General features: G+C 75.0%; 20 protein-coding genes, 2 pseudogenes and 1 riboswitch. Of the genes and pseudogenes, 11 read left to right on the top strand and 11 right to left on the bottom strand.

Going from position 1 to position 24,609, the window contains the following annotated elements; all coding sequences use genetic code 11:
- The first annotated feature begins 314 nt into the window (after nt 1-314).
- Together GA0070609_RS26310 and groL are read left to right on the top strand one after the other, a co-directional pair.
- Nucleotides 315-1,220 (top strand): hypothetical protein, encoded by a 906-nt coding sequence (locus GA0070609_RS26310; RefSeq protein WP_157748301.1) that lies wholly within the window; start codon nt 315-317, stop codon nt 1,218-1,220.
- A gap of 274 nt (nt 1,221-1,494) precedes the next feature.
- The gene (groL, locus tag GA0070609_RS26305) at nt 1,495-3,117 is read left to right on the top strand and encodes a chaperonin GroEL (RefSeq protein WP_088996274.1); all 1,623 of its coding nucleotides are present in this window, start codon (nt 1,495-1,497) and stop codon (nt 3,115-3,117) included.
- A gap of 58 nt (nt 3,118-3,175) precedes the next feature.
- Here the strand turns inward: groL and GA0070609_RS26300 are convergent, their stop codons facing one another.
- From GA0070609_RS26300 to GA0070609_RS26290, 3 genes are all read right to left on the bottom strand, one after another.
- Complete coding sequence (locus GA0070609_RS26300) at nt 3,176-3,421, bottom strand: hypothetical protein (protein ID WP_088996273.1); 246 nt, start codon at nt 3,419-3,421, stop codon at nt 3,176-3,178.
- Between the two features lie 88 nt (nt 3,422-3,509).
- Nucleotides 3,510-4,433: a GNAT family N-acetyltransferase gene (locus GA0070609_RS26295; protein ID WP_088996272.1), complete on the bottom strand. Its 924-nt coding sequence runs from the start codon at nt 4,431-4,433 to the stop codon at nt 3,510-3,512.
- Between the two features lie 74 nt (nt 4,434-4,507).
- Nucleotides 4,508-6,970, bottom strand: coding sequence for a S8 family serine peptidase (locus GA0070609_RS26290; protein ID WP_088996271.1), 2,463 nt, complete (start codon nt 6,968-6,970; stop codon nt 4,508-4,510).
- A gap of 79 nt (nt 6,971-7,049) precedes the next feature.
- On the opposite strand from GA0070609_RS26290, the gene GA0070609_RS26285 reads away from it, so the two are divergent.
- Both GA0070609_RS26285 and GA0070609_RS26280 read left to right on the top strand, forming a co-directional pair.
- Nucleotides 7,050-8,870 carry a glycerol-3-phosphate dehydrogenase/oxidase gene (locus tag GA0070609_RS26285; protein ID WP_088997977.1) on the top strand — a complete coding sequence of 607 codons (1,821 nt, stop codon included), beginning with the start codon at nt 7,050-7,052 and terminating at the stop codon, nt 8,868-8,870.
- Nucleotides 8,871-8,954: 84 nt separating this feature from the next.
- Nucleotides 8,955-9,485, top strand: a complete 531-nt coding sequence (locus GA0070609_RS26280; RefSeq protein ID WP_088996270.1) for a hypothetical protein — start codon at nt 8,955-8,957, stop codon at nt 9,483-9,485.
- Nucleotides 9,486-9,545: 60 nt separating this feature from the next.
- On the opposite strand, the gene GA0070609_RS26275 is transcribed toward GA0070609_RS26280, so the two are convergent.
- Nucleotides 9,546-10,946: an FAD-binding oxidoreductase gene (locus GA0070609_RS26275; protein WP_088996269.1), complete on the bottom strand. Its 1,401-nt coding sequence runs from the start codon at nt 10,944-10,946 to the stop codon at nt 9,546-9,548.
- 66 nt (nt 10,947-11,012) lie between these two features.
- Between GA0070609_RS26275 and GA0070609_RS33715 the strand changes: the two genes are divergently transcribed.
- Nucleotides 11,013-11,324, top strand: a complete 312-nt coding sequence (locus GA0070609_RS33715; protein WP_172899409.1) for a DUF4031 domain-containing protein — start codon at nt 11,013-11,015, stop codon at nt 11,322-11,324.
- On the opposite strand, the gene GA0070609_RS33710 is transcribed toward GA0070609_RS33715, so the two are convergent.
- The gene (locus GA0070609_RS33710) at nt 11,269-11,931 is read right to left on the bottom strand and encodes an HD domain-containing protein (protein ID WP_172899408.1); all 663 of its coding nucleotides are present in this window, start codon (nt 11,929-11,931) and stop codon (nt 11,269-11,271) included. The two genes, GA0070609_RS33715 and GA0070609_RS33710, sit on opposite strands and share 56 nt — an antisense overlap.
- A gap of 49 nt (nt 11,932-11,980) precedes the next feature.
- Between GA0070609_RS33710 and GA0070609_RS26265 the strand changes: the two genes are divergently transcribed.
- Nucleotides 11,981-13,261 carry an FUSC family protein gene (locus GA0070609_RS26265; RefSeq protein WP_088996268.1) on the top strand — a complete coding sequence of 427 codons (1,281 nt, stop codon included), beginning with the start codon at nt 11,981-11,983 and terminating at the stop codon, nt 13,259-13,261.
- A gap of 30 nt (nt 13,262-13,291) precedes the next feature.
- Here GA0070609_RS26265 and GA0070609_RS26260 read toward each other — a convergent pair whose 3' ends face one another.
- Nucleotides 13,292-14,551 (bottom strand): aminotransferase class V-fold PLP-dependent enzyme, encoded by a 1,260-nt coding sequence (locus GA0070609_RS26260; RefSeq protein WP_088996267.1) that lies wholly within the window; start codon nt 14,549-14,551, stop codon nt 13,292-13,294.
- 41 nt (nt 14,552-14,592) lie between these two features.
- Nucleotides 14,593-14,714, bottom strand: a riboswitch (SAM riboswitch).
- Between the two features lie 23 nt (nt 14,715-14,737).
- On the opposite strand from GA0070609_RS26260, the gene GA0070609_RS26255 reads away from it, so the two are divergent.
- Nucleotides 14,738-16,222, top strand: a complete 1,485-nt coding sequence (locus GA0070609_RS26255) for a PrsW family intramembrane metalloprotease (protein ID WP_088996266.1) — start codon at nt 14,738-14,740, stop codon at nt 16,220-16,222.
- Between the two features lie 57 nt (nt 16,223-16,279).
- On the opposite strand, the gene GA0070609_RS33705 is transcribed toward GA0070609_RS26255, so the two are convergent.
- Nucleotides 16,280-16,447, bottom strand: a complete 168-nt coding sequence (locus GA0070609_RS33705) for a hypothetical protein (RefSeq protein WP_172899407.1) — start codon at nt 16,445-16,447, stop codon at nt 16,280-16,282.
- 170 nt (nt 16,448-16,617) lie between these two features.
- The gene (locus tag GA0070609_RS26250; protein ID WP_088996265.1) at nt 16,618-16,956 is read right to left on the bottom strand and encodes a GroES family chaperonin; all 339 of its coding nucleotides are present in this window, start codon (nt 16,954-16,956) and stop codon (nt 16,618-16,620) included.
- A 105-nt stretch (nt 16,957-17,061) separates the two neighbouring features.
- Here GA0070609_RS26250 and GA0070609_RS26245 point away from each other — a divergent pair, with 105 nt between their 5' ends.
- Nucleotides 17,062-18,414, top strand: coding sequence for an AI-2E family transporter (locus GA0070609_RS26245; protein WP_408630681.1), 1,353 nt, complete (start codon nt 17,062-17,064; stop codon nt 18,412-18,414).
- A 121-nt stretch (nt 18,415-18,535) separates the two neighbouring features.
- On the opposite strand, the pseudogene GA0070609_RS35080 reads toward GA0070609_RS26245, so the two are convergent.
- Both GA0070609_RS35080 and GA0070609_RS35075 read right to left on the bottom strand, forming a co-directional pair.
- Nucleotides 18,536-19,219: pseudogene (locus GA0070609_RS35080) on the bottom strand (ATP-dependent DNA helicase); the annotation flags it as partial.
- Between the two features lie 234 nt (nt 19,220-19,453).
- A pseudogene (locus GA0070609_RS35075) lies at nt 19,454-20,821 on the bottom strand (ATP-dependent DNA helicase); the annotation flags it as partial.
- 136 nt (nt 20,822-20,957) lie between these two features.
- On the opposite strand from GA0070609_RS35075, the gene GA0070609_RS26235 reads away from it, so the two are divergent.
- Nucleotides 20,958-21,464: a DUF402 domain-containing protein gene (locus GA0070609_RS26235; RefSeq protein ID WP_088996262.1), complete on the top strand. Its 507-nt coding sequence runs from the start codon at nt 20,958-20,960 to the stop codon at nt 21,462-21,464.
- Between the two features lie 115 nt (nt 21,465-21,579).
- Here GA0070609_RS26235 and sigJ read toward each other — a convergent pair whose 3' ends face one another.
- Nucleotides 21,580-22,545, bottom strand: a complete 966-nt coding sequence (sigJ, locus tag GA0070609_RS26230) for an RNA polymerase sigma factor SigJ (RefSeq protein WP_088997976.1) — start codon at nt 22,543-22,545, stop codon at nt 21,580-21,582.
- A gap of 235 nt (nt 22,546-22,780) precedes the next feature.
- Between sigJ and GA0070609_RS26225 the strand changes: the two genes are divergently transcribed.
- The gene (locus GA0070609_RS26225) at nt 22,781-23,851 is read left to right on the top strand and encodes a PPK2 family polyphosphate kinase (protein ID WP_088996261.1); all 1,071 of its coding nucleotides are present in this window, start codon (nt 22,781-22,783) and stop codon (nt 23,849-23,851) included.
- A gap of 129 nt (nt 23,852-23,980) precedes the next feature.
- A complete protein-coding gene (locus GA0070609_RS26220) occupies nt 23,981-24,607 on the top strand; it encodes a DUF47 domain-containing protein (RefSeq protein ID WP_088996260.1) in 627 nt (208 codons plus the stop codon).
- Nucleotides 24,608-24,609: the final 2 nt, after the last annotated feature.

Genomic DNA, 24,609 nt, shown 5'->3' with positions numbered 1-24,609 from the left:
AGCCGGCGGAGCCGTCCGGTGCCGGTCAGTCCGGGGGCCCGACCGCCCCGCTGCCTCCGGCCGACCAGCCGGGGGACCCCACGGCGTCGCAACCGCCCGGAGCGATCGGCCCGGCCGCCCAGCCGGCCCAACCGTGGGACCCGGCCGCGCCGCAACCACCCGGAGCGCAGCAACCCCAGGCGTGGGATCCCGCCGCGCCGCAGGCGTGGCCGGGTGGCGTCACCCCGTACGGTCCGCGGGGCTGGCCGCCGGCCGCCGGCGGGCCGGGCTGGCCGACGCCGCCCACCGGCGGGTTTCCGCCCGGCGGGTATGGCGTGCCCTGGTATCCGCAGCCGGCGCTCGGCCAGCCGGGCTGGTATCCACCCGGCTACGGCTTCGACCCGACCGACCAACTGGTCACCCCGCCCGGGGCGGGGGTGTCCGGCTGGTTCGACCGGTGCGTCGGCGCGGTACGCCGGGGCTGGCGGCTGCTGCTGCCGATCCTGCTGCTCACCCAGGTGCTGCCGGCGGCGGCGCTGTCGGTGATCAGCCTGCTGGTCGATCCGTCGGCCGAGTGGGACGCCACGGCCAGCCAGGACCCGAACGCGCTGCCGGACACCTTCCTGACCGACCTGGCCACCCTGCTCGGCGTGCTGATCGGCGGCAGCCTGCTCTTCGGCCTGGTGCAGAGCGTGGGCTGGGCCGCCGGCAGCTGGGTGGTCGCCCGGCAGGCGGCCGGCGAGCCGGTCGGGCTGGGCGCGGCGCTGCGGTACGGCCTGCGCCGGGCGTTCGGGCTCTGGGGCTGGACCCTGCTGACCGGCCTGATCGTGGCGCTCGGTGTCTGCCTCTGCGTGATTCCCGGCATCTACTTCGCGTTCGCGCTGAGCATGGCCGGCCCGGTCTGGCTCTTCGAGCGCCAGGCACCGATCGGCCGGGCCTGGCGGATGTTCCACGACCGGCTGGGCCTGCTGCTCGGCCGGGTGGCGATGGTGGTCGCCGCGGTGATCGTCGGGTCGATGGTGGCCGGCGTGGTCGAGGCGGCCGGGACGGTGCCGTTCGGCACCACCCCGTTCGACTCCGCGGGCTCGGCGGTCGGCGTGACCATGGTCATCCTGGCGGCCGCGGTGCTGGCCCTGCCGGCGCACGTCGTGCAGCTCGTCGGCCTGGTGGTCACCTACGCCGAGCAGCGGGCCCACGAGGGCCCGGTGAACGCGGCCCGGCTGGCCGGCGAACTCGGCTGACCGGGGCGGTCGTGCTTGCACTCGCCCAGGGAGAGTGCTAAACAAGTCATTGGCACTCGCAACCTGTGAGTGCCAATGGTCGGGGCGGTGGGGCCGCGGCCACGCCAGCGGGACAACCGCGGGCGAGGCGCGTGGCCGGTCGTCGCGGGCTATCCGGCCCGGCCGAGGAGGCGTCGCCGTCATCCGGTGGCGACGTCCCAAGGTGCGTACACCAGGCGGCCCATCCGGGACACACACTCGGGTGGCCCGTGAGTGTCCAGGAGGACAACGCCGTATGGCCAAGATGATCGCGTTCGACGAAGAGGCGCGCCGCGGCCTCGAGCGGGGCATGAACCAGCTCGCCGACGCCGTGAAGGTGACGCTCGGCCCCAAGGGCCGCAACGTCGTGCTCGAGAAGAAGTGGGGTGCCCCCACCATCACCAACGATGGTGTGAGCATCGCCAAGGAGATCGAGCTCGAGGACCCGTACGAGAAGATCGGCGCCGAGCTGGTCAAGGAGGTCGCCAAGAAGACCGACGACGTGGCCGGTGACGGCACGACGACGGCGACCGTCCTGGCCCAGGCCCTGGTTCGTGAGGGCCTGCGCAACGTGGCCGCCGGCGCCAACCCGATGGCCCTGAAGCGGGGCATCGAGGCCGCCGTGGCCAGCGTCTCGGAGGAGCTGCTCAAGCTCGCCAAGGACGTGGAGACCAAGGAGCAGATTGCTTCCACCGCCTCCATCTCGGCTGGTGACACCAGTGTCGGCGAGATCATCGCCGAGGCGATGGACAAGGTCGGCAAGGAAGGCGTCATCACCGTCGAGGAGAGCAACACCTTCGGCCTGGAGCTGGAGCTCACCGAGGGTATGCGCTTCGACAAGGGCTACATCTCCGCGTACTTCATGACCGACCCGGAGCGTATGGAGGCCGTCTTCGACGACCCGTACATCCTGATCGTCAACAGCAAGATCTCGTCGGTGAAGGACCTGCTCCCGATCCTCGAGAAGGTCATGCAGGGCGGCAAGCCGCTGCTGATCATCGCCGAGGACCTGGAGGGCGAGGCCCTGGCCACCCTGGTGGTCAACAAGGTCCGCGGCACCTTCAAGTCGGTCGCCGTCAAGGCGCCGGGCTTCGGTGACCGCCGCAAGGCCATGCTCACCGACATCGCCATCCTCACCGGTGGCCAGGTCATCAGCGAGGAGGTCGGCCTCAAGCTCGACGCCGTCGGCCTCGACATGCTGGGCCGCGCCCGCAAGGTCGTGGTGACCAAGGACGAGACCACCATCGTCGACGGCGCCGGTGACGCCGAGCAGATCCAGGGCCGGGTGAACCAGATCCGGGCCGAGATCGACAAGAGCGACTCCGACTACGACCGGGAGAAGCTGCAGGAGCGCCTGGCCAAGCTGGCCGGCGGTGTTGCGGTGATCAAGGTCGGCGCGGCCACCGAGGTCGAGCTGAAGGAGCGCAAGCACCGCATCGAGGACGCCGTCCGCAACGCGAAGGCCGCCGTCGAGGAGGGCATCGTCCCGGGTGGTGGCGTCGCGCTGGTGCAGGCCGGCAAGACCGCCTTCGACAAGCTGGACCTGACCGGCGACGAGGCGACCGGCGCGCAGATCGTCAAGATCGCGCTGGACGCCCCGCTGCGGCAGATCGCCGTCAACGCCGGCCTCGAGGGCGGCGTGGTCGTCGAGCACGTCCGCAACCTGGAGGCGGGCCACGGCCTCAACGCCGCCAACGGCGAGTACGTCGACCTGCTGGCCGCGGGCATCATCGACCCGGCCAAGGTGACCCGCTCGGCGCTGCAGAACGCGTCGTCGATCGCGGCGCTGTTCCTCACCACCGAGGCCGTCGTGGCGGACAAGCCGGAGAAGACCCCGGCCGCCCCGGCTGGCCCGGGTGGCGGGGACATGGACTTCTGAGTCCAGTTCCGACCGGAAACGGGGCGGGCCGCTGACGCGGTCCGCCCCGTTTTCGTCGTCAGGTGGGCAGCGGGCGCTGGTTACGCCGCTTCTGTGCCCGGTCGTACGGCGGCCGGAGCTGGATCGGCGCGTCGACCATCTCCAGCGGCTCCTCGGCCTCGGCCTCCTCGGCGCCGGCCATCTCCGCCAGTTGTTCGGCGTCGCCGTAGTCGAGCCGGTCGAACGGCAGTTGCCCGGGGAGTTCGCCGACCGGGGTCCAGGTGACGGGCTGGACGTCGTCGGTATGTTCGTCGTCCGTGGTCATGGCTGCCTCCTCTACCGAAACCGTAGGAGGCGGCGGTCGGCGCGGTGGCTGAACGGCGTTATCGGGATCTATGTCCTGTTCGCCCCTGTCACCTGTCGAGCGTCCTGCGGTACAGGAAGAAGACCCGCTCGATCCGGGCACCCGCGCTGCCCGAGTAGAACCGCACCGGCCCGACCCAGCCGATCTGCGCCGCGGCCAGCCCGGCCGTGTGCTGGTCGCGCAGGCAGCGGCGCAGCAGCACCCCGCCGATGCCGGAGCCCTCGGCCGCCGGGGCGGTGCCCATCGGCCCGAACCAGCTCGGCCGGCTCGACCCGTACGCGGCGAAGCCGAGCACCTCGCCGTCCCGCTCCGCCAGGTGGCAGCCCGCCCCGTCCCGGCCGACCGAGCCGAGCAGCTCGGCATCCCAGGAGCCGCCGAAGGTGGACCGGGCGAACGCGGTCAGCGCCGGCAGGTCGGCGGGCTCGGCCCGGCGGACGGTGATGCCCTGCCCGGCCAGCCGCCGCTCGGCGTCCTCGGTGGACCGCAGCGCCGGCGATCCCTCGTACGACAGGTCGGCGGTCATGTTCCAGGCCGTCCGGTCCTGCCGGTAGCCGAGCGCCAGCGCGGCGCAGACCGCCGGGGTGTACCGCACGTCGACGCCGGGCCAGGCGTAGTGGGGCGGGTTCCCGGCCAGCAGCACCTCGGCCACGCCCAGCCCGGCGAGCCGCCGCTCGGCGTGCCCGAGCAGCGCCCGCCCGACACCCCGGCGCCGCACGCCCGGGTCGACCGCCACCAGGTCCACGTGCCCGAGCCGGGGGTCGGTGGCGACCGAGCAGATCAGCGCCCCGACCAGGTCTCCGTCCCGGTACGCGCCCAGCGCGACCACCGGCCGGTCCGCGCCAGCCCGGGTCCACAGGGTGGCCACGATCTCGGCGGCCTCGGCCGCGTCCTCCGGCAGGTCCAGTGCCCGCCGGCACAGCTGCACCACGGCCGGCGCCCGGTCGGCGCTCAGCTCGACGATCTCCGCGTCCATGGTGGCCGACCCTAGATCACCGGGTACCGGGGTGCGCAAGGGCCGCGCAGCGACCACCGGGGCTCCCTGGCCGGTCAGGAGCGGGCGGCCCGGACGGCGGCGTACGCGTCGACCAGACCGGCGCCGGTGATGTTCCGGTCGCCCCCGCAGGCGTCGGCCGGGTCGCGGGAGCGGTAGCTGGCGATCGCCGGAGTGGCCGTCTCCCGCAGCAGCTGCCGGGTCCGGGCCAGGTCGCCGACCAGCGCCGGGTTCGCCGACCACATCAACGCCACCACGCCGGCCACCTGCGGGGTGGCCATCGAGGTGCCGTCGAGCCGGGCGTACCCGCCGCCGGGCATCGCGGAGACCACCTCGGCGCCCGGCGCCACCAGGTCCGGTTTGGCCGCGCCACCCGGCGCCGGCCCGCGCGAGGAGAAGCTGGTGACCCGGCGCTGCCGGTCCACCGCCCCCACGGTCAGCACGTCCGGGTACGGCGCGGGCGGGTCGTCGATCGACCCGCAGTACGGCCCGGTGTTGCCGGCGGCGGCCACCACCAGGATGCCGGCGGCGTCCAGCGCGGCGGTGGCCGGGCGGAGCACCCGGGGGTCGCAGCCCTCGATCGACGGGCAGCCCCACGAGTTGGTGAGGATGTCCGGCGCCCGGGACGGCCGGCCGTCGGTGAACGGGTCCCCGCCGGGCGGGAAGGGCGCCAGCATGAACTGGAGGCAGTCCAGGTAGTATGCCGGGTTGCCGAGGTTGCGGTCCAGGTTGACGCAGCCCACCCACTGCGCGCCGGGGGCCACCCCGAGGCCGCCCCGACCCACGGCGCTGCCCACCGTGTGGGTGCCGTGCCCGCCCCGGTCGGCCGGCGCGCGGGTGCCGTTCCACGGGTCGTACCAGGAGTCGTCGCCGCCCCGGAAGCCGCCGGCGAGTGCCGGGTGCCCGCCGTCCACCCCGGAGTCGGAACTTCCCACCACGACGCCGGAGCCGTCCACGCCGAGCTGCGACCAGACCCGGTCCGCGCCGATCAGCCGGATGTTCCACTCCGGACCGGTCGGGGCGGGGGCGGTGCCCCGGCTGACCCCGGCGGGCGCCGGCAGTGGCCGCAGCCGCTGGCTGACCAGCACCCGGTCCACCTCCGGCCGGCCGGCGAGCCAGGCGCGCATCCCCGGGCCGCCGGCCACCTCCACCGCGTTGACGAGGTAGTACGGGGTGTACGGCAGCCGGAGCCGGCGCAGGTCGCGGCGCAGCCCGGCCTGGCTGCGGTCGGCGGTGGCCACCAGTCGGCGGTAGACCTCGGCCGCGCGGGCGTCCCGGCCGGCCCGCCCCGGCGCGCCGGCCGGCAGCCCGGTCAGGTCGGCCTGCTCGCGCAGCACCACCAGCAGCCGCTCGCCGTGCAGGCCGGGCTGGCCGGGGCCGGCCGCGATCACCCCGGTCGCCACCAGCAGGGTCGCGGCGGTCACCGCGGCCACCCGCCGGCTCGGCGTGCGGCCGCGCGGCCGGGCCAGCAGCACCCCGTACGCGACGGCCAGCAGCGCCGCGACGGCGAACCCCGCGCCGGCGGCGGCCGCCACCCAGAACGGCACGTCGCGGGTGTTGGTGAGGACCAGGCTGATCTCTTCCGGGTCGGTGAAGGCCAGCGGGCCGAGCACGGCGAGCCCCACCAGCCAGCCGGCCGGGGCACGGTCGGCGGCCCGGCCGGCGCCGGGGCGGCGGGCCGCCGCCTGGAGAGCGGCCAGCGCGAAGCCGGCCGGCGGCAGGGTCAGCAGTAGCGGCAGCTGTGCCCCGGACTGGCCGATCCCGGCGGCCAGCAGCAGCAGTGCCACCCCGGCGACCAGCCCGCCGACCAGCACCAGCCGGGCCGGCCGGGGCGGCTCGCCGACCGCGAACGGGGCCCAGAAGCCGGCGTCCAGCAGCGCCCCGGCCAGCGCGCCGAGGGCGGCCGCCGCCAGCGCGGCGAGCCCGGTCTCCAGCGGCCCGCCGAGCGCGCCCAACCAGACCCAGGGCAGCAGCAGCACCAGCCCGGCGGCCACGCCGAGCAGGGTGAGACCGCCCGGCCGGCGGCCCCCGGCGGCCCCCGCCGGTTGACCCGCCGGGGGCGGGGCGCCTACCGCGCGACGGCGGGCCAGCCGGGCCAGGACGGTGGCGGCCAGCGCGGCGGTGCCGGCCAGTGCCGCGAGGTACGCCTCGTGGTGCACCGGCGGGATGGCGCGGAGCAGCCCGAGCGTGGCGAGCACCAGCACCCCGGCCAGCCAGGCGCGGCCGGTGGCCCGGACCGCCGCCGAGCGGGGCAGCAGCGCCAGCAGCAGCGCGGGCATGCCGGCCAGCAGGACGGCCGGCAGGCCGAGCGCCGGCCAGAGCCATGGCAGCCGGTCCAGCCCGCTGGCCAGCAGCACCTGGTCGGTCAGCCATCCACCGGCCTGGGTGAGCACGGTGCACCCGACGATCCAGCCGCCGGCCAGCGCGGCCGCCACCACCGCCCACGGGCTGGGCCGGGCCGGGCCGGGCGGGGGCTGCGGCACGTACGGACCGGTGGGTGACGGGGGACCGACCTGCATCCCCAGACAGTACGGCCCGAGCGCCGCCTGCCGCCGGAGTGCCCGCGACGGTTACGGTGGACGGGTGCGCGACCCGAACGTGTCCCGATCAGTCGCCGGTCAGCTCTCCCCGGAGCGCCGCGCCGACGACCTGCGCCGGCTCCGGGCCGAGCGGTTCGACGTGCTGGTCATCGGCGGTGGCGTGACCGGCGCCGGCGCCGCCCTGGACGCCGCCTCGCGCGGGCTGAAGGTGGCCCTGGTGGAGGCGCGCGACCACGCCGCCGGCACCTCCAGCCGCTCCAGCAAGCTGATCCACGGCGGGCTGCGTTACCTGGAGCAGTTGGAGTTCCACCTGGTTCACGAGGCGCTCACCGAGCGCGGCCTGCTCGCCACCCGGCTGGCGCCGCACCTGGTCCGGCCGGTGCCGTTCCTCGTCCCGCTGCCCGCCGGTCGGGGCGTACGCGACGTGCCGGGTCGGCTCTTCCGCCGCTCCTACTACGGCGCCGGGGTGGCCACCTACGACGCCTTCGCGGGCGTCTTCGGCGGCGGCCGGGGCATGCCGCTGCACCGGCACCTGACCCGCGAGGGCGCGCGGCGGGTCTTCCCCAGCCTGAAGGCCGAGGGGCTGGCCGGCGCGATCCGCTACTACGACGGCCAGGTCGACGACGCCCGGCTGGTGGTCACCCTGGCCCGCACCGCGGCCAGCCTGGGCGCGACCGTGGTGAGCAGCGCCCGGGCGGTCGGGTTGATCCGGCAGGCCCGCGAGGTGACCGGGGTCCGGGTGCGCGACCTGGAGGCGCCCGCCGGTTCGCCGGACGCCGAGTTCGAGGTGCAGGCCCGCACCGTCATCGCCGCCACCGGGGTGTGGAGCGACGACATGTCCCGGATGCTCAACGACGTCGGGCTGCGCCCCGGCATCCGGGTCCGCGCCTCCAAGGGGGTGCACCTGGTGGTGCCCCGCTCGGCGATCACCGGCGAGACCGGGCTGATCCTGCGCACCGCGACCAGCGTGCTCTTCGTCATCCCCTGGGGCGGGCACTGGATCATCGGCACCACGGACACCGACTGGCGGCTCGACCGGTCCCACCCGGCCGCTTCCGCCCGCGACATCGACTACCTGCTCCAGCAGGTCAACACGGTGCTGGACCGGCCGCTCACCCGGGACGACATCGAGGGCGTCTACGCCGGGCTCCGGCCGCTGCTGGCCGGCGAGGCCGACTCCACCTCCAAGCTGTCCCGCGAGCACGCGGTCTTCGAGCCGATGCTCGGGCTGCTGCTGGTCGCCGGGGGCAAGTACACGACGTACCGGGTGATGGCCTCGGACGTGGTCGACCGCGCCGCCCGCCGGCTCGGCGGCGTACGCCCGTCGCGCACCGCCGACCTGCCGCTGCTCGGGGCGGACGGCTACGCCGCGATGTGGCGGGACCGGGCCGACCTGGCCCGCCGGCACGGGGTGCCGGTCGGGGTGGCCGAGCACCTGCTGGAGCGCTACGGGACCCTCACCCTCGACCTGCTCGCGCTGATCGACGCCGATCCGCTGCTCGCCTCCCCGCTGGCCGGCGCGCCCGAGTACCTGGCCGCCGAGGTGACCTACGCGGCCCGGGCCGAGGGGGCGCTGCACCTGGAGGACGTGCTCACCCGCCGTACCCGGATCTCCTTCGAGACCAGTCACCGGGGACTGGAGTCGGCCGAGCACGCCGCCGAACTGATGGGCGCGGTGCTCGGCTGGGACGCGGCGACCCGCGCCCGCGAGGTGGAGAACTACCGGGCCCGGGTGGCGGCCGAGCGGCAGTCGCAGCAGATGCCGGACGACGTGGCGGCCGACGCGGCCCGGCTGGGCGCGCCCGACGTACGGGGCGGCTTCGTCCGGGACCGGGGCTCCGACGGCGACGCGGCCGAACTTCCCTCCTCGTCACGGTAACCTAACCGGCCGGTAACGTTACGCAACGATCTCGGTACGCGCGACGGGTTCCGGCGCTACCTACGGTGGGGTAGGTTGCGGCGCGTGGTCCCCGCTTTCCGGTTCCGTCTGGTTTCGTTCTCCGTCGCTGCCCTGCTGGCCGTCAGCCTCGCCGGCTGCACAAGCCCCGGCAACGCCGACGACGAACCGACACCGCGACCGGCCGAGTCGATGGCGGTGCAGCCGGGGCTGGGCGGCGCGGCGACCGTCGGGAAGGGCAAGGTCAGCCTGCTGCAGAAGCTCGGCTCGAACGGCCCGCTGCGCACGCTGAACGTGGAGCCGGACGGCCGGTGGGAGTGCATCGACTGCGCCGGCGACGGGGTGACCTCGTCCGGCGCGCTCGGCGCCGAGCAGGTGCAGCGGCTCCAGGTGCTGCTCGACGACCCGCGGCTGCCGCAGGAGACCGATCAGGCCCGGCAGTACCGGGTGACCTGCATCGACGCGCTCACTTCCAGCCTGCTCACCTCGGTCGGCATGATCACCACCCAGGACTGCCCGGGCGAGGAGCAGCCGCTGGTGGCGTACGAGATCCTGCTGCTGCTCACCCAGGCCACCCCCGCCGAGCCCACCGCCTGACGCGAGCGGGGCCGGACGTCGGCGCGGCTCGCCAGAACCGGGGGCGCCGATGGCGGCGGGTCAGAGCACCTTGCCGGGGTTCAGCAGGCCCGTCGGGTCCAGCGCGGCCTTGACCGCCTGGTGCACCCGGACCCCGACCGGGCCGATCTCGCGGGCCAGCCAGTCCCGCTTGAGCAGGCCCACCCCGTGCTCGCCGGTGCAGGTGCCGCCCAGCGCCAGGCCGAGCCGCATGATCTCGTCGAAGGCGCGCCGGCCCCGGTCCAGGCTCGCCGGGTCGGCCCGGTCGACCACGATGTTCGGGTGCATGTTGCCGTCCCCGGCGTGCCCGACCACGCCGATCGGCACGTCGCACTCGGCAGCGATCCGGGCCACCCCGTCGAGCAGCGCGGCCAGCGACCCGCGGGGCACCGCCACGTCGTCGATGACCAGCCCGCCGTTGCCGCCCGGGAAGGCGTCCGCGGCGAACTTCTCCATCGCCGGGTGGGCCAGCCGGCGGGCCTGCAGCAGCGCCGCCGCCTCGACCGCGTCGGTGGCCGCGTACACCTCGTCGGCACCGGCCGCGGTGCAGACCTCGGCCAGCACGGCCAGGTCGTCGGCGGCCCGGGAGCCGGTGTCGGCGGCGGCCAGCAGCAGCGCCTGGGCGTCCGTGCGCAGCCCCATCGGCCGGTACGCCTCGATCGCCCGCAGGTGCGTCTGGTCGAGCAGTTCCAGCAGGCTGGGGGAGAGGCCCCGGGCGGCGATCCCGGCCACCGCGTCGCCGGCCGCCGCGGTGGACGGGAAGACCGCGACCAGGGTCAGCGACTCCGCCGGGGCGGGGCGCAGCGCCACGGTCACCTCGGTGATGATTCCGAGCGTGCCCTCCGAGCCGACGAAGAGCCGGGTGAGGTCGTAGCCGGCGACCCCCTTGGGGGTCCGCCGGCCGGTGCGCAGCACCTCGCCGGAGGCGAGCACCACCTCCAGGCCGAGCACGTACTCGGTGGTGACGCCGTACTTGACGCAGCACATGCCGCCCGCGTTGGTGGCGACGTTGCCGCCGATGGTGGAGGACTCCCAGGAGCCCGGGTCGGGCGGGTACCACAGCCCCTGCTCGGCCACCGCGGCGGCGAGCGCCGCGTTGACCACCCCGGGCTGGACCACGGCGAGCCGGCTCACCGGGTCGATCTCCCGGATGGCGTTCATCGCGACCGTGCTCAGCACCACCGCGCCGTCCACCGCGTTCGCCGCGCCGGCCAGGCCGGTCCGTGCGCCCTGCGGCACCACCGGTACGCCGTGCCGGGCGGCCGCCCGGACCACCGCGGCCACCTCCTCGGTGCCGCGCGGCCGGGTGACCACCAGCGGGGTGCCGGCGGCGCAGAGGTCCGCCTCGTCCCGCTCGTGCATCCGGAGCAGGTCCGGGTCGGTCAGCACCGCGTCGTCGCCGAGCGCGGCCCGCAGGTCGTCGAGCAGGGGGGATCCGGCCATGCGGGGAAGGCTACGGTCGCCGTCAGGCGATCATCAACCGCACCGGGGCGGGCTAGATTTGCCGCCATGCTGTATCTGGACCGGCCCGGCTGGCCGTGGCGGGGGCGGCTCTGGTCGCATCTGATCAGCGACGTCTCCCTCGCCGAGCTGCACGCCTTCGCCGAGATGCTGGGCGTGCCGCGCCGGGGCTTCGACCGGGACCACTACGACATCCCGGCCGAGCGGTTCGCGGCGGCGGTCTGGCTGGGCGCCCGGGTGGTGCCGAGCCGGGAACTGGTCCGGCTGCTCCGCGCGGCCGGCCTGCGCCGGCCGAAGCACCTGGTCAGGTCGGCTCCCGAGCGGGCGCCGGCCCGGTCAGCGCGTTCAGCTCCCGGGTGAGGTTCGCCCGGGCGGCGGCCTCCCAGCGCCGGGCCAGCGGGGGCAGCCGGAACAGCGCCGGCAGAGCCAGCAGGCCGGTCAGCACCCGGGCCCGTCCGGCCCGGAAGGCCGGTTCGGGCACGTGCCCGTACTCCCGGCGGACGGCGGCGACGTACCGGTCGTACGCCGGCCGGGGCGCGGCCAGCACGGCCAGGTCGGCGTCGCAGAGCAGGGCCCCGTCGGGGTCGGCCGGGTCCACCGCGTGCCCGGCGGTGAGCAGCACCAGCCGGCGGACCTCGGCCACCGCGTCGGCCGGCAGCCCCAACCCGGTGAGCAGCTCCCCGGCCAGCGCGGCGCTGTCCCGTTCGTTGGCGTCACCCGGGGCGCGGGGGTCGTAGACCGCGTCGTGGCACCAGGCCGCCAGCCGGACCAGGTCCGGCCGTCCGGCCGACGTCGCGTACGCGTCCACCACGCCCAGCACCGCGGTCAGGTGCCGGGGCGTGTGGTAGTGCCGGTGCGGCTCCCGCCACCGGGCCAGCAACTCCTGGCCGGCCGCCGTCAGGGCCGCCCCGTCGGGCGCCCCGGCGCCCCGCGCCGCCCGCCGCCACCGGTCGATCAGCTCCGCCATCTGGACGAGTCTGCCGCAGATCGCCGAAGGTGAGGATTCACCCGCGGTGATGCGGGTAGTCCCGGCCATGCCGTTGTCCCGGTACCGGACCCGTTCGCTGCTGCGCCGGGTCGTGCTGCACCGGAAGCGGGAGGAACCCGACTTCCCGCAGGTCGAGGAGGCCACCCGGGAGCTGCGGCAGCGCGGCAAGGCCACCCTGCACGACCGGCTGCACCGGGTGCGGCTGGCGATGGGGCTGGCGCTGCAGGCCGGGGTGGCCGCCGGGTTGTCCTGGCTGGCGGCGCACGAGCTGCTCGGCAACCCGCAGCCGGTCTTCGCGCCGATCTCCGCGGTGGGCACGCTCGCCGTCTCGGTAGGGCAGCGGTTCCGCCGGACCGTGGAGCTGATCATCGGGGTGGCGATCGGCGTCGCTCTCGGCGACTTCCTGATCTACCTGCTCGGCACCGGACCGTGGCAGCTCGGACTGGTGGTCACGCTGGCCGTCATCCTGACCGTCTTCGCCGGCGCGAGCGTGGGCATCGTCATCCAGGCCGCCGCCACCGCGGTGCTGATCGTCACGCTCACCCCGTCCACCGCGAACCTGGAGATCCCCCGGTTCGTCGACGCCTTCGTCGGCGGCGGCATCGCCCTGCTGGTGACCGCGATCCTGCTCCCGCTCAACCCGCTACAGGTGATCAACCGGGCCGCCCGGCCCGCGCTGGACCTGCTCGCCGCCCAGTTGGACGCCACGGCCGAGGGGCTGCGCAGCCGGGACCGGGACGCGGTCCAGCGGGCGTTGGAACGGCTCCGCGACAACAAGGAGGAGCTGGCCACCTTCAGCGAAGCGATCGAGGGGGCCAAGGAGACCGTCACCCTGTCGCCGGCCCGCTGGCACCGGCGCGACGAACTCACCCACTACGCCGAGGCGGCCGACCCGATCGACCGGGCGATGCGCAACAGCGGCACGCTGATCCGCCGCGCGGTCACCCTGATCGAGGACGAGGAGTCGGTGCCCGAGCCGATGCCGGACGCGGTCGCGCACCTCGCCGAGTCGGTCCGCCTGCTCAAGCACGAGTTCGCCAGCGGCGAGGAGCCGGAGAAGGCTCGGGAGTGCGCGCTGCGCGCAGTCACCGAGGCCGGCCGGGCGTACGCCCAGGGGGTCGGCTTCTCGGGCAGCGTGGTGATCGCCCAGGTGCGCACCGCCGCCAGCGACCTGATGGTGGCTTCCGGAGTCGGTCAGGAGGACGCGAACCGGCTGATCCGGCAGTCCTTCGGCGACCTGGAGCGGCCCACCGGCGAAAGTGCGCCGGAGACCGCCCCGAAGCCGCCGACCGCCCCGCCGGTGGGCTGACCGCCGGGTGCCAGCCCCGGGCGCGGCCGGTCAGCCGAGGGTGGCCAGCGCGGCGAGCAGCGTGTCCACGTGCTCGGCGGTGCTGCCCAGGCCGATGCTGGCGCGCAGCGCGGTCGGTGGCAGGTCGCGTCGGCCGCTGCGGTTCGCCGCCTCGGTGAGCAGCCGGCGGGCCAGCGGGTGGGCGCAGAACAGGCCGTCCCGGACGCCGATGCCGTGTTCGCGGGCCAGTTCCGCCGCCACCGTCGACGAGTCCCGGCCGGCCACCACGAACGACACGATGCCCACCCGTGGCGCGTCCGGGCCGAAGGTGTGCAGCTCCACCACGTGCGGCAGGGCCGCGATCCCGTCCCGGAGCCGGGCCAGCAGTTCCTGCTCGCGGTCGTGCAGCGCGGCCCGGTCGGCGCCGTCGAGCGCCGCGCAGACCGCCGCCAGCGCCACCGCGCCGAGCAGGTTCGGGGTGCCCGCCTCGTGCCGCGCCGGGCCGGTCGCCCACCGTACGTCGTGGGTGGCCGCCCCGACGTGGCTGGTCGCGCCCCCGCCCGCCAGGTACGGCGGTGCGGCGTCCAGCCAGTCGCCCCGGCCGATCAGCACCCCGGCGCCGAACGGCGCGTACAGCTTGTGCCCGGAGACGGCCAGGTAGTCCACGTCGAGGGCGAGCAGGTCGACCGGGGCGTGCGGGGCGAGCTGCGCGGCGTCCACTGCGATCCGGGCGTGGTGCCGCCGGGCCACCCGGGTCAGCTCGGCCACCGGCCAGCGCTCCCCGGTCACGTTGCTCGCCCCGGTCACCGCGACCAGCACCGGTACGCCGGGGCTGGCGTCGCGGCGCAGCTCGCCGAGGGCGGCGTCCAGCGCGCGTACCGCCTCGCCGGGCGAGCCGGGCACCGGCAGCCGGACCGAGCCGCGCGGCCAGGGCAGCAGGTTGGCGTGGTGCTCGCCGGCGAAGGTGACCACCGTGGTGCCCGCCGGCAGCGCCCGGGCCAGCAGGTTCAGCGCGTCCGTGGTGTTGCGGGTGAAGACCACGTGGTCGTCGGCGCGGGCGCCGAAGAAGTCGCCGACGGTCTGCCGGGCCCGCTCGTAGGCGAGCGTGCAGCGCCGCGACAGCGCCCCGGCGCCGCGGTGCACGCTGGCGTACCAGGGAAGCAGCTCGGCCACCGCGTCGGCCGCGGCCCGCGCGCACGGCGCGGTGGCCGCGTAGTCCAGGTTGATCTCGCCGGGCACGCCGAGCACGTCGAGCCCGGCCGGGGGCGCGGTGCGGGTGCGGTGCGACGGGGGTACGAGGGTGACGGTCATGGCACGACCTCCGGGTCCAGGGACCCCGGGGCGCAGGGCGGGGTCCGCGCTTGCCCGGCGCGCGGATCGGGCCGGGCCCGGTCATCACCCGGGGCACCCCACCGCGAACCTCGACGAGGGTTGCCGGCCAGCAAGCCGGGGCTTGACGCTGGCGCTCGTGACCTGACCGCAGCATAGCGGCCACCGATGCGCCCGGAACAGCGGGCCGGGGGTGACTACGCTGACCGCATGGCCGACACCCCGCCCGGCGGTTCCCGACCGCCGTCGCCCACCGCGCCCGCCGTCGCCGTCGTGCCCGCCGGCACCCCCGCGATGCCGGGCCGCCGACTGGGCTGGCGGCGGATCCTCGTGCTGGTCGGGGTGTTCCTGCTGATCACCGCCTGCGCGATCTACATGGTGTCCGTGTTGAACGACGAACTCGGCATCGAGGCGCTGCTGATCGGCGTGGCCGCGGCGATCCTGCCGGTTCCGGTGCTGGTGGCCTGCTTCCTCTGGCTCGACCGGTACGAACCGGAACCGCTCAAGTACCTGGTCTTCTGCTTCGCCTGGGGCGCGTTCGTCTCCACCGCCGCCTCGCTGGAGGTCAACGGGTTCGCGGCCGGCCTGTTCGCCGAGATGGGTCTGCCGACCGCGCTCACCGCGGTGCTGGTGGCGCCGTTCATCGAGGAGTTGACCAAGGCGCTCGGGCCGATCCTGCTGCTGGTGTTCCGGCGCCGGGAGTGGTCCGGGATCACCGACGGCCTGGTCTACTGCGGGCTCTCCGCGGTCGGCTTCGCCATGGTGGAGAACATCCTCTACCTGGGCGGCTACGGCTACGCGTCGGGCGTGGACCGGTACGGCCCGGCGACCGGCGCGCAGCAGGTGATCGCGATCTTCATCGTCCGAATCCTGCTCTTCGGCTTCGCCCACCCGCTGTTCACCTCGATGACCGGGGTCGGCCTGGGCATCGCCGCGCGGACGGCGGACCGGCGGGTCCGGTTCCTCGCTCCGGTCGCCGGCCTGCTGCTGGCGATGATGCTGCACGGCACCTGGAACCTGCTGCCGACCCTCACGCAGGCCACCGGCCAGGCGCTGATCATGCTGTACGGCTTCATCGGCGTGATGGTGCCGATCTTCTTCGGCATGGTCGGGCTGGCGGTGTGGCTGCGCGCCTGGGAGGGGCGGCTCACCGAGCGGACCCTGCCCGACTACGTCAAGGCCGGCTGGCTCACCCCGCCCGAGGTGGCCGCGCTGAGCAGCCTCGGGCGCCGGCACGCGGCCCGGGTGTGGGCCCGCCGGGTGGGCGGTGACGCCGGGGTCAAGGCGATGCGCGGCTACCAGTTCGCGGCGACCCGGTTGGCGCTGCTGCGCGACGGGGCGCTGCGTGGGCTGGACCGCCGGCCGGTGGACAGGGAGCGGACGGCACGGGAGGAACGGGAGCTGCTGGACGCGATCACCGCGTACCGGGCGTACTTCGTGGGGAGGGATCCGCAGGCGCCGGCCGGGATCTGGGACGGGCACCGCTACCACCTGCGCTTCCCGGACGGCTCGCAGCGACCGGTGGAGGCGCCCGACGAGCCGGTGGTGCCGATCCCGGTGGTGCTGGCCCCGCCACCGCCGCCGGTCTTCCCGGCCGGCTACGGCTGGCCCGGCCCGCGCCCGGCCGCGCCCTGGCCGCCCGGGCACCCCTGACGCCGGGGCGCCCCGTCGGGCGCCCGCGCCTCGGGCCGGCCCGGGTGCCCTGCCCGGTCAGGTCATCAGGCTGGTGAGGAAGTCACCGAAGCCCTGGAACATCGCCATCAGCCCCGCCCCGATCGCCTTGAACATCTCCGCCGCACCCTCCGGCCGGAACGCCATGAAGTAGATCAGGAACGCGACGAAGCCCCAGAGCAACACCTTCTTCACCAGTTCCGGCATCGTCCCTCCCCAGGGCCGGTGGTGCGGCTGGCTTCCCGACGGGGAGCGGTGCAAACGAGGCCGGCCGCGCCCGCAGCCGGCCCCGGCCGGCGTCAGGCGGCGCGGGCCGTGCGCGGATCAGCGGCGACAGCCGGGGTGGGGGACCGGGTGACGGGCGGACGCGGGCCGGATCAGAGGTAGAGACCGGTGGAGTCGTTCTCCACCCGCTCGGCGGCGACGGCGTGCACGTCGCGCTCGCGCAGCAGCACGTACCCGCGGCCGTGCAGTTCGACCTCGGAGCGGTCGTCGGGGTCGAAGAGCACCCGGTCGCCGGAGACGATGGAGCGGACGCTCGGCCCCACCCCGACCGCGGTCGCCCAGGCCAGGCGCTTGCCCACGGCGGCCGTCGCCGGGATCACGATGCCGGCGGTGGAGCGGCGCTCGCCCTCGCTCCCCTCCATCCGCACCAGGACCCGGTCGTGCAGCAGCCGGATCGGCAGGCCGGAGTCGAGATTCTTGTCGGCGGTCACGCCGCAGACGGTACCGTGTCCGGGTTGACCGGCGGCCGGTGGTTACGCCGCCGGGCGCCGGGGCACTGGGTGGCGGAACTGCCCTACGGTGACGTGGTCAGGCGTATCCTGTGCGACCTGACACCGTGGACGGGCCGGTTCTCATGCCAGGAGGTGCGCTTGAGCCGCTTCGAGCGGGTACGCGGACGGCTGCGTCGCGCGTACGAGTCGGGACGCGAATCGGTGCGCTCCGGCCGGACCAGGTCCGCGGCGGTTCCCGAGCCGGCCGAGGTGGCCACCCCGGCCGCTCCCGGGCCGGCGGCCCCGGCGACGGCGACGGTGGTCGGGGCGGAGCGGCCGTCCGCCATGCACAACTCCACCTCCAGCCGCGACGACGCGGACGTGCCGCACGCGCTGCGGATCGCCGCCGCCTGGTCCTGGCGGCTGATCGTGATCGGCGTCGTGGCCTGGGCGCTGCTGAAGATCGTCGGAACCATCCGGATCGTGATCATCCCGCTTGCGGTCGCCCTGCTTCTCTCCGCGCTCCTCGCGCCCGCGGTCGGCTGGCTGCTGCGGGCCCGCCTGCCCCGGTCGCTGGCGACCGCGGTGGTGCTGGTCGGCGGCCTGGCCGCGGTGATCGGCACGCTGACCCTGGTGGTGAACGAGTTCATCCAGGGCGTGCCGGAGCTCAGCGAGAAGTCCTCGGAGGGCGTCCGGCAGATCCAGAACTGGTTGAAGACCGGCCCGCTGCACCTCTCCGACGGTCAACTCGACCGCTACATCGAGGAGGGGCAGCAGTGGATCAACAACAACACCGAGAAGTTCACCAGCGGCGCGCTCGCCACCGCGGCCACCCTGGCTGAGGTGCTCACCGGCACCCTGCTGGTGCTCTTCGCCACCTTCTTCTTCCTCCGCGACGGCAACCGGATCTGGCGTTTCCTGGTCCGGCTGCTGCCGGTGGCGGCGCGCTGGAAGGTCGACGACGCCGGTCGCGCGGCCTGGTCGACGCTGGTCGCCTACGTACGGGCGACGGTGCTGGTCGCCTTCATCGACGCGGTCGGCATCGGCATCTTCCTCGTCATCTTCGACATCCCGTTCGCCTTCCCGCTCGCCGCGCTGGTCTTCCTCGGCGCGTTCATCCCGATCGTCGGTGCCACCCTCTCCGGCGGCGTCGCGGTGCTGGTCGCGCTGGTCGACAGCGGCCCGGTGACCGCACTGATCATCCTGGGCGCGGTGATCGGCGTGCAGCAGCTGGAGGGGCACGTGCTCCAGCCGCTGATCATGGGCCGGGCGGTGGCCATCCACCCGCTCGCGGTGATCATCGGCATCGCCGCCGGGGTGGTCCTCGCCGGGATCACCGGCGCGCTCGTCTCGGTGCCGTTGATCGCCGTGCTGAACACCGCGGTCCGCCGCCTCGCCGCCCGCACCGTCCCGGACACCCCACCCGACGCCGTCGTGGTCGCCTCCCAGGCCCCCTGACCGCCTCTCGCCTCCCACCCCACACCTGCAAGATCCGCGCACGTACAGCGAAAGAGTGGCCTCCGTCGCCCGGAAGGCCACTCTTTCTCTGTACGTGCGGGTCCTGAGGTGGGCGAGGGGGTCAGGACTTGGCGAGGCGTTCGAGGGCGCCGCGGGCGACGTCGGAGCGGGTGGTGTACCAGAACGGCGGCAGCGATCGGCGCAGGAACGGGCCGTAGCCGCGGGCCGTCTCCAGCCGCGAGTCGAGCACCGCCACCACGCCCCGGTCGCCGGTCGCCCGGATCAGCCGGCCCACGCCCTGCGCCAGCCGGACCGCGGCGATCGGCACGCTGACCGCGGCGAAGCCGGATCCGCCGTTGGCGTCCACGGCGGCGGCGCGGGCGGCGGCCAACGGTTCGTCGGGGCGGGGGAAGGGCAGCCGGTCGATGACCACCAGCTGGCACGAGTCGCCCGGCACGTCCACCCCCTGCCAGAGCGACATCACCCCGAACAGGCAGCTGGACCGCTCCTCGCGGAACCGGCGGACCAGCAGCGGCAGCGACTCCTCGCCCTGCAACAGCACCGGCAGGTCGGTCCGCGCCCGGACCAGCTCCGCCGCCTGCTGCGCGGCCCGCCGGGAGGAGAAGAGCCCGAGCGTACGCCCACCGAGCGCGCCGACCAGCGCGAGCAGTTCCTCGCCGGCCGCCTCGGGCAGGCCGGAGACGCTGGGCCGGGGCAGGTGCGCGGCGACGTAGAGGATGCCCTGCCGGGCGTAGTCGAACGGTGAGCCGACGTCCAACGCCCGCCAGCCCGGCCCGCCGGCCACCGCGCCGCCCGCCGCCCCCGGTCCGCCGGCGGCCGAGTCGACGTCGCCGGTGGAACCGAGGGCGTCCCCGCGACCGTCGGCCGCCCCCGATCGGACCGGCCCGCCGGCCGCACCCGTCCCGCCGGCCGCACCCGTCCCGCCGGCCGCACCCGTCCTGCCGGCCGCGCCCGATCGGGCGGTGGCCCGGTCCGGGCGTCCGGTCGAGGCGGCGAGGGCCGCGGCGGCCGGTGACGGGGGTGACGCCGGTGGGGCGTCCAGGCCGAGCGCCCGGGCCACCGTGTCGAACCGGCCGCCCAGCGCCAGGGTGGCCGAGGTGGCGACCACCGTGCGGTCGGAGTAGAGGTGGGTGGCGAGGGTGCCGGCGACCGAGAGCGGCGCGACCACCAGCGCCCGGCGCCCGCTGTTGTCGTTCTTCTCCACCCAGGCGACGTCGTGGTCGGCCTCCTCCAGCAGCCGCTGCGCGGTGTCGGCGAGCTCGTCGAGCACGGCCTTGGCCTGCTGCTTGCGGACCGGGTCCGGGTCGTCGGCCTTGATGTCGCCGATCGCGTCGAGCGCCGCCCGGGTGGCCGCGTCGAGCAGGGTGCACGCCTCGCGCAGCGGGCCGGACAGGCCGGTGGTGATCCGTCCGGCGGGCGCCTCGGCGAGCCCGACCGCGAGCGCGTCACCGGCCGCGGTGAGCGCCTCGGCGGTCTCCGGCCGCAGCAGCGGACGGGCCCGTCGCGCGGACCGGTCGATCAGCTCCGGCACCAGCTCGGCCTGGGCCGCCGAGGAGACCCGGTCGGCCAGCTCGTGCGCCTCGTCGACGACGAGCAGCTTGTGCGGCGGCACGATCTGCCGCCCGGCGAGCATGTCCACCGCGAGCAGGCTGTGGTTGGTGACCACGATGTCCGCCTCCCGGGCCCGGGCCCGGGACGCCTCGGCGAAGCACTCGGCGCCGAACGGGCAGCGGGACGCCCCGACGCACTCCCGCGCCGGCATCGAGACCAGCCGCCAGGCCTGGTCGTCGACGCCCGGGTCCAGCTCGTCCCGGTCGCCGGTGTCGGTCTCCGCCGCCCAGTCGCGCAGCCGCTGGACCTGCTTGCCCAGCCGGCCGGCCTCGCCCAGCCACCTGGTGCCGCCACCGGGCCGGGACGCCGGGGCGTCGAAGAGGGTGTCCTCCGGCTCCTCCTCTGTGGAGTTGTCGAGCCGGGCCAGGCAGAGGTAGTGGTGCCGCCCCTTGAGCACCGCGAAGGTGGGCCGCCGGCCGAGCAGCGGGGTGACCGCGTCGGCCAGCCGAGGCAGGTCGTGGTCGACCAGTTGGGACTGCAACGCCAGGGTGGCGGTGGAAACCACCACCGGCCCGTCCACCGTGAGCGCCGGCGCCAGGTACGCCAGCGACTTGCCGGTGCCGGTGCCGGCCTGCACCAGCAGGTGCTCGCGGGCCGCGACGCCCTCCTCGATCGCCGCCACCATCTGCTGCTGGCCCGGGCGGGCGGCGCCGCCGGGCACCGCGCCCACCGCAGCCGCGAGCAGCTCCGCGGCGCTCGGCCGCTCGCCCCGGCGCCGACCGCCGGCGCGGGTCGACGGGACGGCGGAACCGGCGGCGGTACGGGGCGGGGTCACCGTGCGACGGTACCGGTCCGCGCCGACAGCGGCCGGAGGGCTCCGGTCGTGGCGAGGTAACGGTACGGACTCTCCGGGGGCGCCCGGTTACTTCCCGTGCGGCGGTCCCTGCGCGGTATCGGTTAGGGTGCGACTCATGCCGAGCGACGTGGTCCGCGTGATCTACCGCAAGTACGACGGCAGCGCCCACCGCGACTACCCGGCCCGCCGGCTGACCGAGGACGACCTCGGCGTCTGGCTCGGGGTGACCGCCGGCACGAAGTCCGTCTACCACGGCCGGCCGTCGGTGGAACAGATCCCGTTCGTCCTGCTGGTGCCGCACCACGCCTGGTGGACCGGCATGTTCAACCCGCCCCCGCGCACCAGCGAGGTCTACTGCGACATCGCCAGCCCGGCCCGATGGGAGAACGACGACACCGTCCACCTGGTCGACCTCGACCTCGACGTGGTGCGCCGGCGCGCCACCGGTGCGGTCGAGCTGCGCGACGAGGACGAGTTCGCCGAGCACCGGGTCCGGTTCGGCTACCCGGACGAGGTGGTCGCCGAGGCGGAGGCCGCGGCCCGCTGGCTGTTCGGCGCGCTCGGCGACGGCACCGAGCCGTTCGCCACCTCGTACCGCAAGTGGCTCGCCCTGGTGGTCTGAGCCGCCGCCGGTGTGACCAGCGGGGCCCGGCGGCCCTGCGTCGTCGGCGAGCCCGGCGGCCGTGTGCCGCCAGCGAACCCGGTGGCCCGCGGGGCCGGCGAGGAGGCGGTCGGGGTCACCAGCGGGGCGGCCAGGTGTCCTCGGGGCCGAGCGGCGGCAGGTGCGTCACCTTCTCCGGGTTGAGCTGGTTGAAGATCCCGGTCACCAGGCCGTCGTGCACCGTGACCGCGCTGACCAGCCGGATCGGCCGGCCGTCGGAGTGCACCGTCTCCAGGTGCAGCCCGAGCACCCCGTCGACCAGCACCGGGCGGGACCGCACCGTGCCGGCGTAGCGGCCGGCACGGCCGAAGAGGCCGAGGGTGAACCGGGCGACCTTGTCCACGCCGACCACCGGGTGGCGGGCCGCCGGGAAGTGCCCGCCGCTGTCGCCGAGCAGCACCACGTCGGGGGCGAGCAGCTTGACCAGCTCGGCCAGCTCACCCGACTCGGCGGCGGCCACGAACGCGGCGAGCACCCGCCGCTGCTCGGCGGAGTCCGCCGTGTGCCGGGGCACGTCCGGCGCGTTCACCGCGCGCCGGGCCCGCGAGGCCAGCTGGCGGGCGGCCGCCTCGCTGGTGCCGAGCACGTCGGCGATCCGGGAGAACGGGACGGCGAAGACGTCGTGCAGCACGAAGGCCACCCGCTGCTCCGGCCCGAGCCGCTCCAGCACCACCTGGAGGGCCATGCCGACCAGGTCGGTGCGGACGGCCCGCTCGGCCGGGTCCGGCGCGTAACCGTCGGCGCTCGGCCCCTGGTCGAGCGGGGCCACCACCGGCTCCGGCAGCCACTGGCCGTGGTACGCCTCGCGGCGGACCCGGGCGGAGCGGAGCACGTCGAGGCAGATCCGGGCGCAGGTGGTGGTCAGCCAGGCGCCGAGGTGGTCGACCTCGGCGCGGGCCGCCGGATCGGCGAGCGCTCCCGCGTACCGCAGCCAGGTCTCCTGCACGGCGTCCTCAGCCTCGCTGCGGCTGCCCAGCATCCGGTACGCGACCGCCAGCAGCCGCCCCCGCTCGGCCTCGAACTCCGTCGCCAGGTCCCGCACCACCGCCCCCTCCCCAGGCCGACCAACGACCGGCCGACGCACATTCTCCCGCCCGCAGGGACGCGTCGCCCACCCGGAATGTGACGCGCCCGTCAAACGTGCCGGACGATCGGCCTTCGGCGGCCCTGGCAAAAGGGTAGGAAGGCCCACTTATCCCCGCCACGGCCGCCGTTCTCGCGCCGACGGGCCAACGGCTCGGCGGGCGGGATCGGCGGGGGTGGGTGATGATCCGGGAATGAGGGCGGGTGTGGAGGCCGCGGTCGTGGCGCCGGTGGGCGGGCGGCTGCGCGAGTTGCTGCGGGTGCCGCCGGGCGGGCCGGTCGAGCTGGGGTCGATCGATCCGCGGTCCACCCCCGGGCTGCCCGGGCCGGAGGTGACCGGCGAGCACCGCAAGGGCTGGGCCCGCGACCAGGTCGAACTGGTCGGCGCGGAGCTGGGCCGGCAGCAGGAGATGCTCTTCGCCACCGCCAAGGCCCGCGCGGCGCGCGCCGACCCGACCGAACTCGGCGGCGACCCGGTGGGCCTCCGTGTTGACCCGCCGGGCCTCGGTGGTGACCCCGCGCGGCGGGACCCGGCGGGCCTCGGGGGTGCGGGCGTGGTGGGAGGGCGGCCGGCTGGGGGCGACGGGCGGCGGGTGCTGCTGGTGCTCCAGGCGATGGACTGCGGTGGCAAGGACGGCGCGATCAAGCGGGTCGCCGGCGCCATGAACCCGCTGGGCCTGCACATCCGCTCCTTCGGCGCGCCCACTGCCGAGGAACTCGGGCACCACTTCCTGTGGCGGATCCGCCGGGCGCTGCCGCCGCCCGGGTACGTCGGGATCTTCAACCGCTCGCACTACGAGGACGTGCTGGTCGCCCGGGTCGAGTCGCTGGTGCCCGAGCCGGTCTGGCAGGCCCGGTACGACGAGATCAACGCCTTCGAGCGGGAACTGGCCGGTGCCGGGGTGACCCTGGTCAAGGTGCTGCTGCACATCTCGTACGCCGAGCAGGGCGAGCGGCTGCTGGACCGGCTGGCCGATCCACGTAAGCACTGGAAGTACGATCCCGCCGACGTCGACGCCCGGGCCCGCTGGGACGACTACCAGGCCGCGTACGCCGAGGCGCTGAGCCGTTGCGGCACACCGGCCGCGCCTTGGTACGTGCTGCCGGCCGACCGCAAGTGGTACCGGGACTGGGCGTTGGCGCACCTGCTCCGGGAGACGTTCGACACACTCCAACTCGGGTATCCGCCAGCCGGTTTCGACGTGCGGCACGAACGGGAGCGGCTGCTGAGACCTGAGAGATCGTCGCAGGTGAACAGTAGGTGAACGGGCGATGAATGCGGCCTGGCCAGGGGTGGGCCGGCGCATTCGCGGTTCTGCCGTTTCCTAGCATTCCCAGGCGGGCACCCCTTGGGGCGGCCGCCACCCTTCCACCGACACGACGAGGTCCGTGCTGTGAAGTTTTCCTTCCGCCCGAACGAGGGCGCCTTCTACGAGCTCTTCACCAGGGCCGCGCAGAACCTGGTGCGGGGTACCGAGCTGCTGAACGAGCTGGCTCTGCCCGGGGTCGAGGTGCAGTCGGTCAGCGAGCGGCTCACCGAGGTGGAGCACGACAGCGACCAGATCACCCACGAGCTGTACAAGAAGATCAACTCCACCTTCATCACGCCGTTCGACCGGGAGGACATCTACCGGCTCGGCTCGCTGCTGGACGACGTGATGGACCACCTGGAGGCGGTCGGCAACCTGCTCTACCTCTACGGGCTGACCAAGCTGCCGTCGCTCCCGCGTGAGATGCACGAGCTGGTCAACGTCCTCGACCAGCAGGCGAAGCTGACCGCCGAGGCGATGCCCCGGCTGAAGTCGATGAAGGACCTCGAGGACTACTGGATCGAGTGCAACCGGCTGGAGAACGACGGCGACCAGGCGTACCGGATGCTGCTGGTCCGGCTCTTCTCCGGCGAGTACGACGCGCTGACCGTGCTGAAGATGAAGGAGGTCGCCGACGAGCTGGAGGCCGCCTGCGACGCCTTCGAGCACGTGGCCAACACCGTCGAGACCATCGCGGTCAAGGAGTCCTGATC

The organism is Micromonospora echinaurantiaca (assembly GCF_900090235.1).
GTDB classification, from domain to species: domain Bacteria; phylum Actinomycetota; class Actinomycetes; order Mycobacteriales; family Micromonosporaceae; genus Micromonospora; species Micromonospora echinaurantiaca.
The sequence above is the reverse complement of the archived record's forward strand: the minus strand, read 5'-3'. Positions and strand labels throughout refer to the sequence as shown.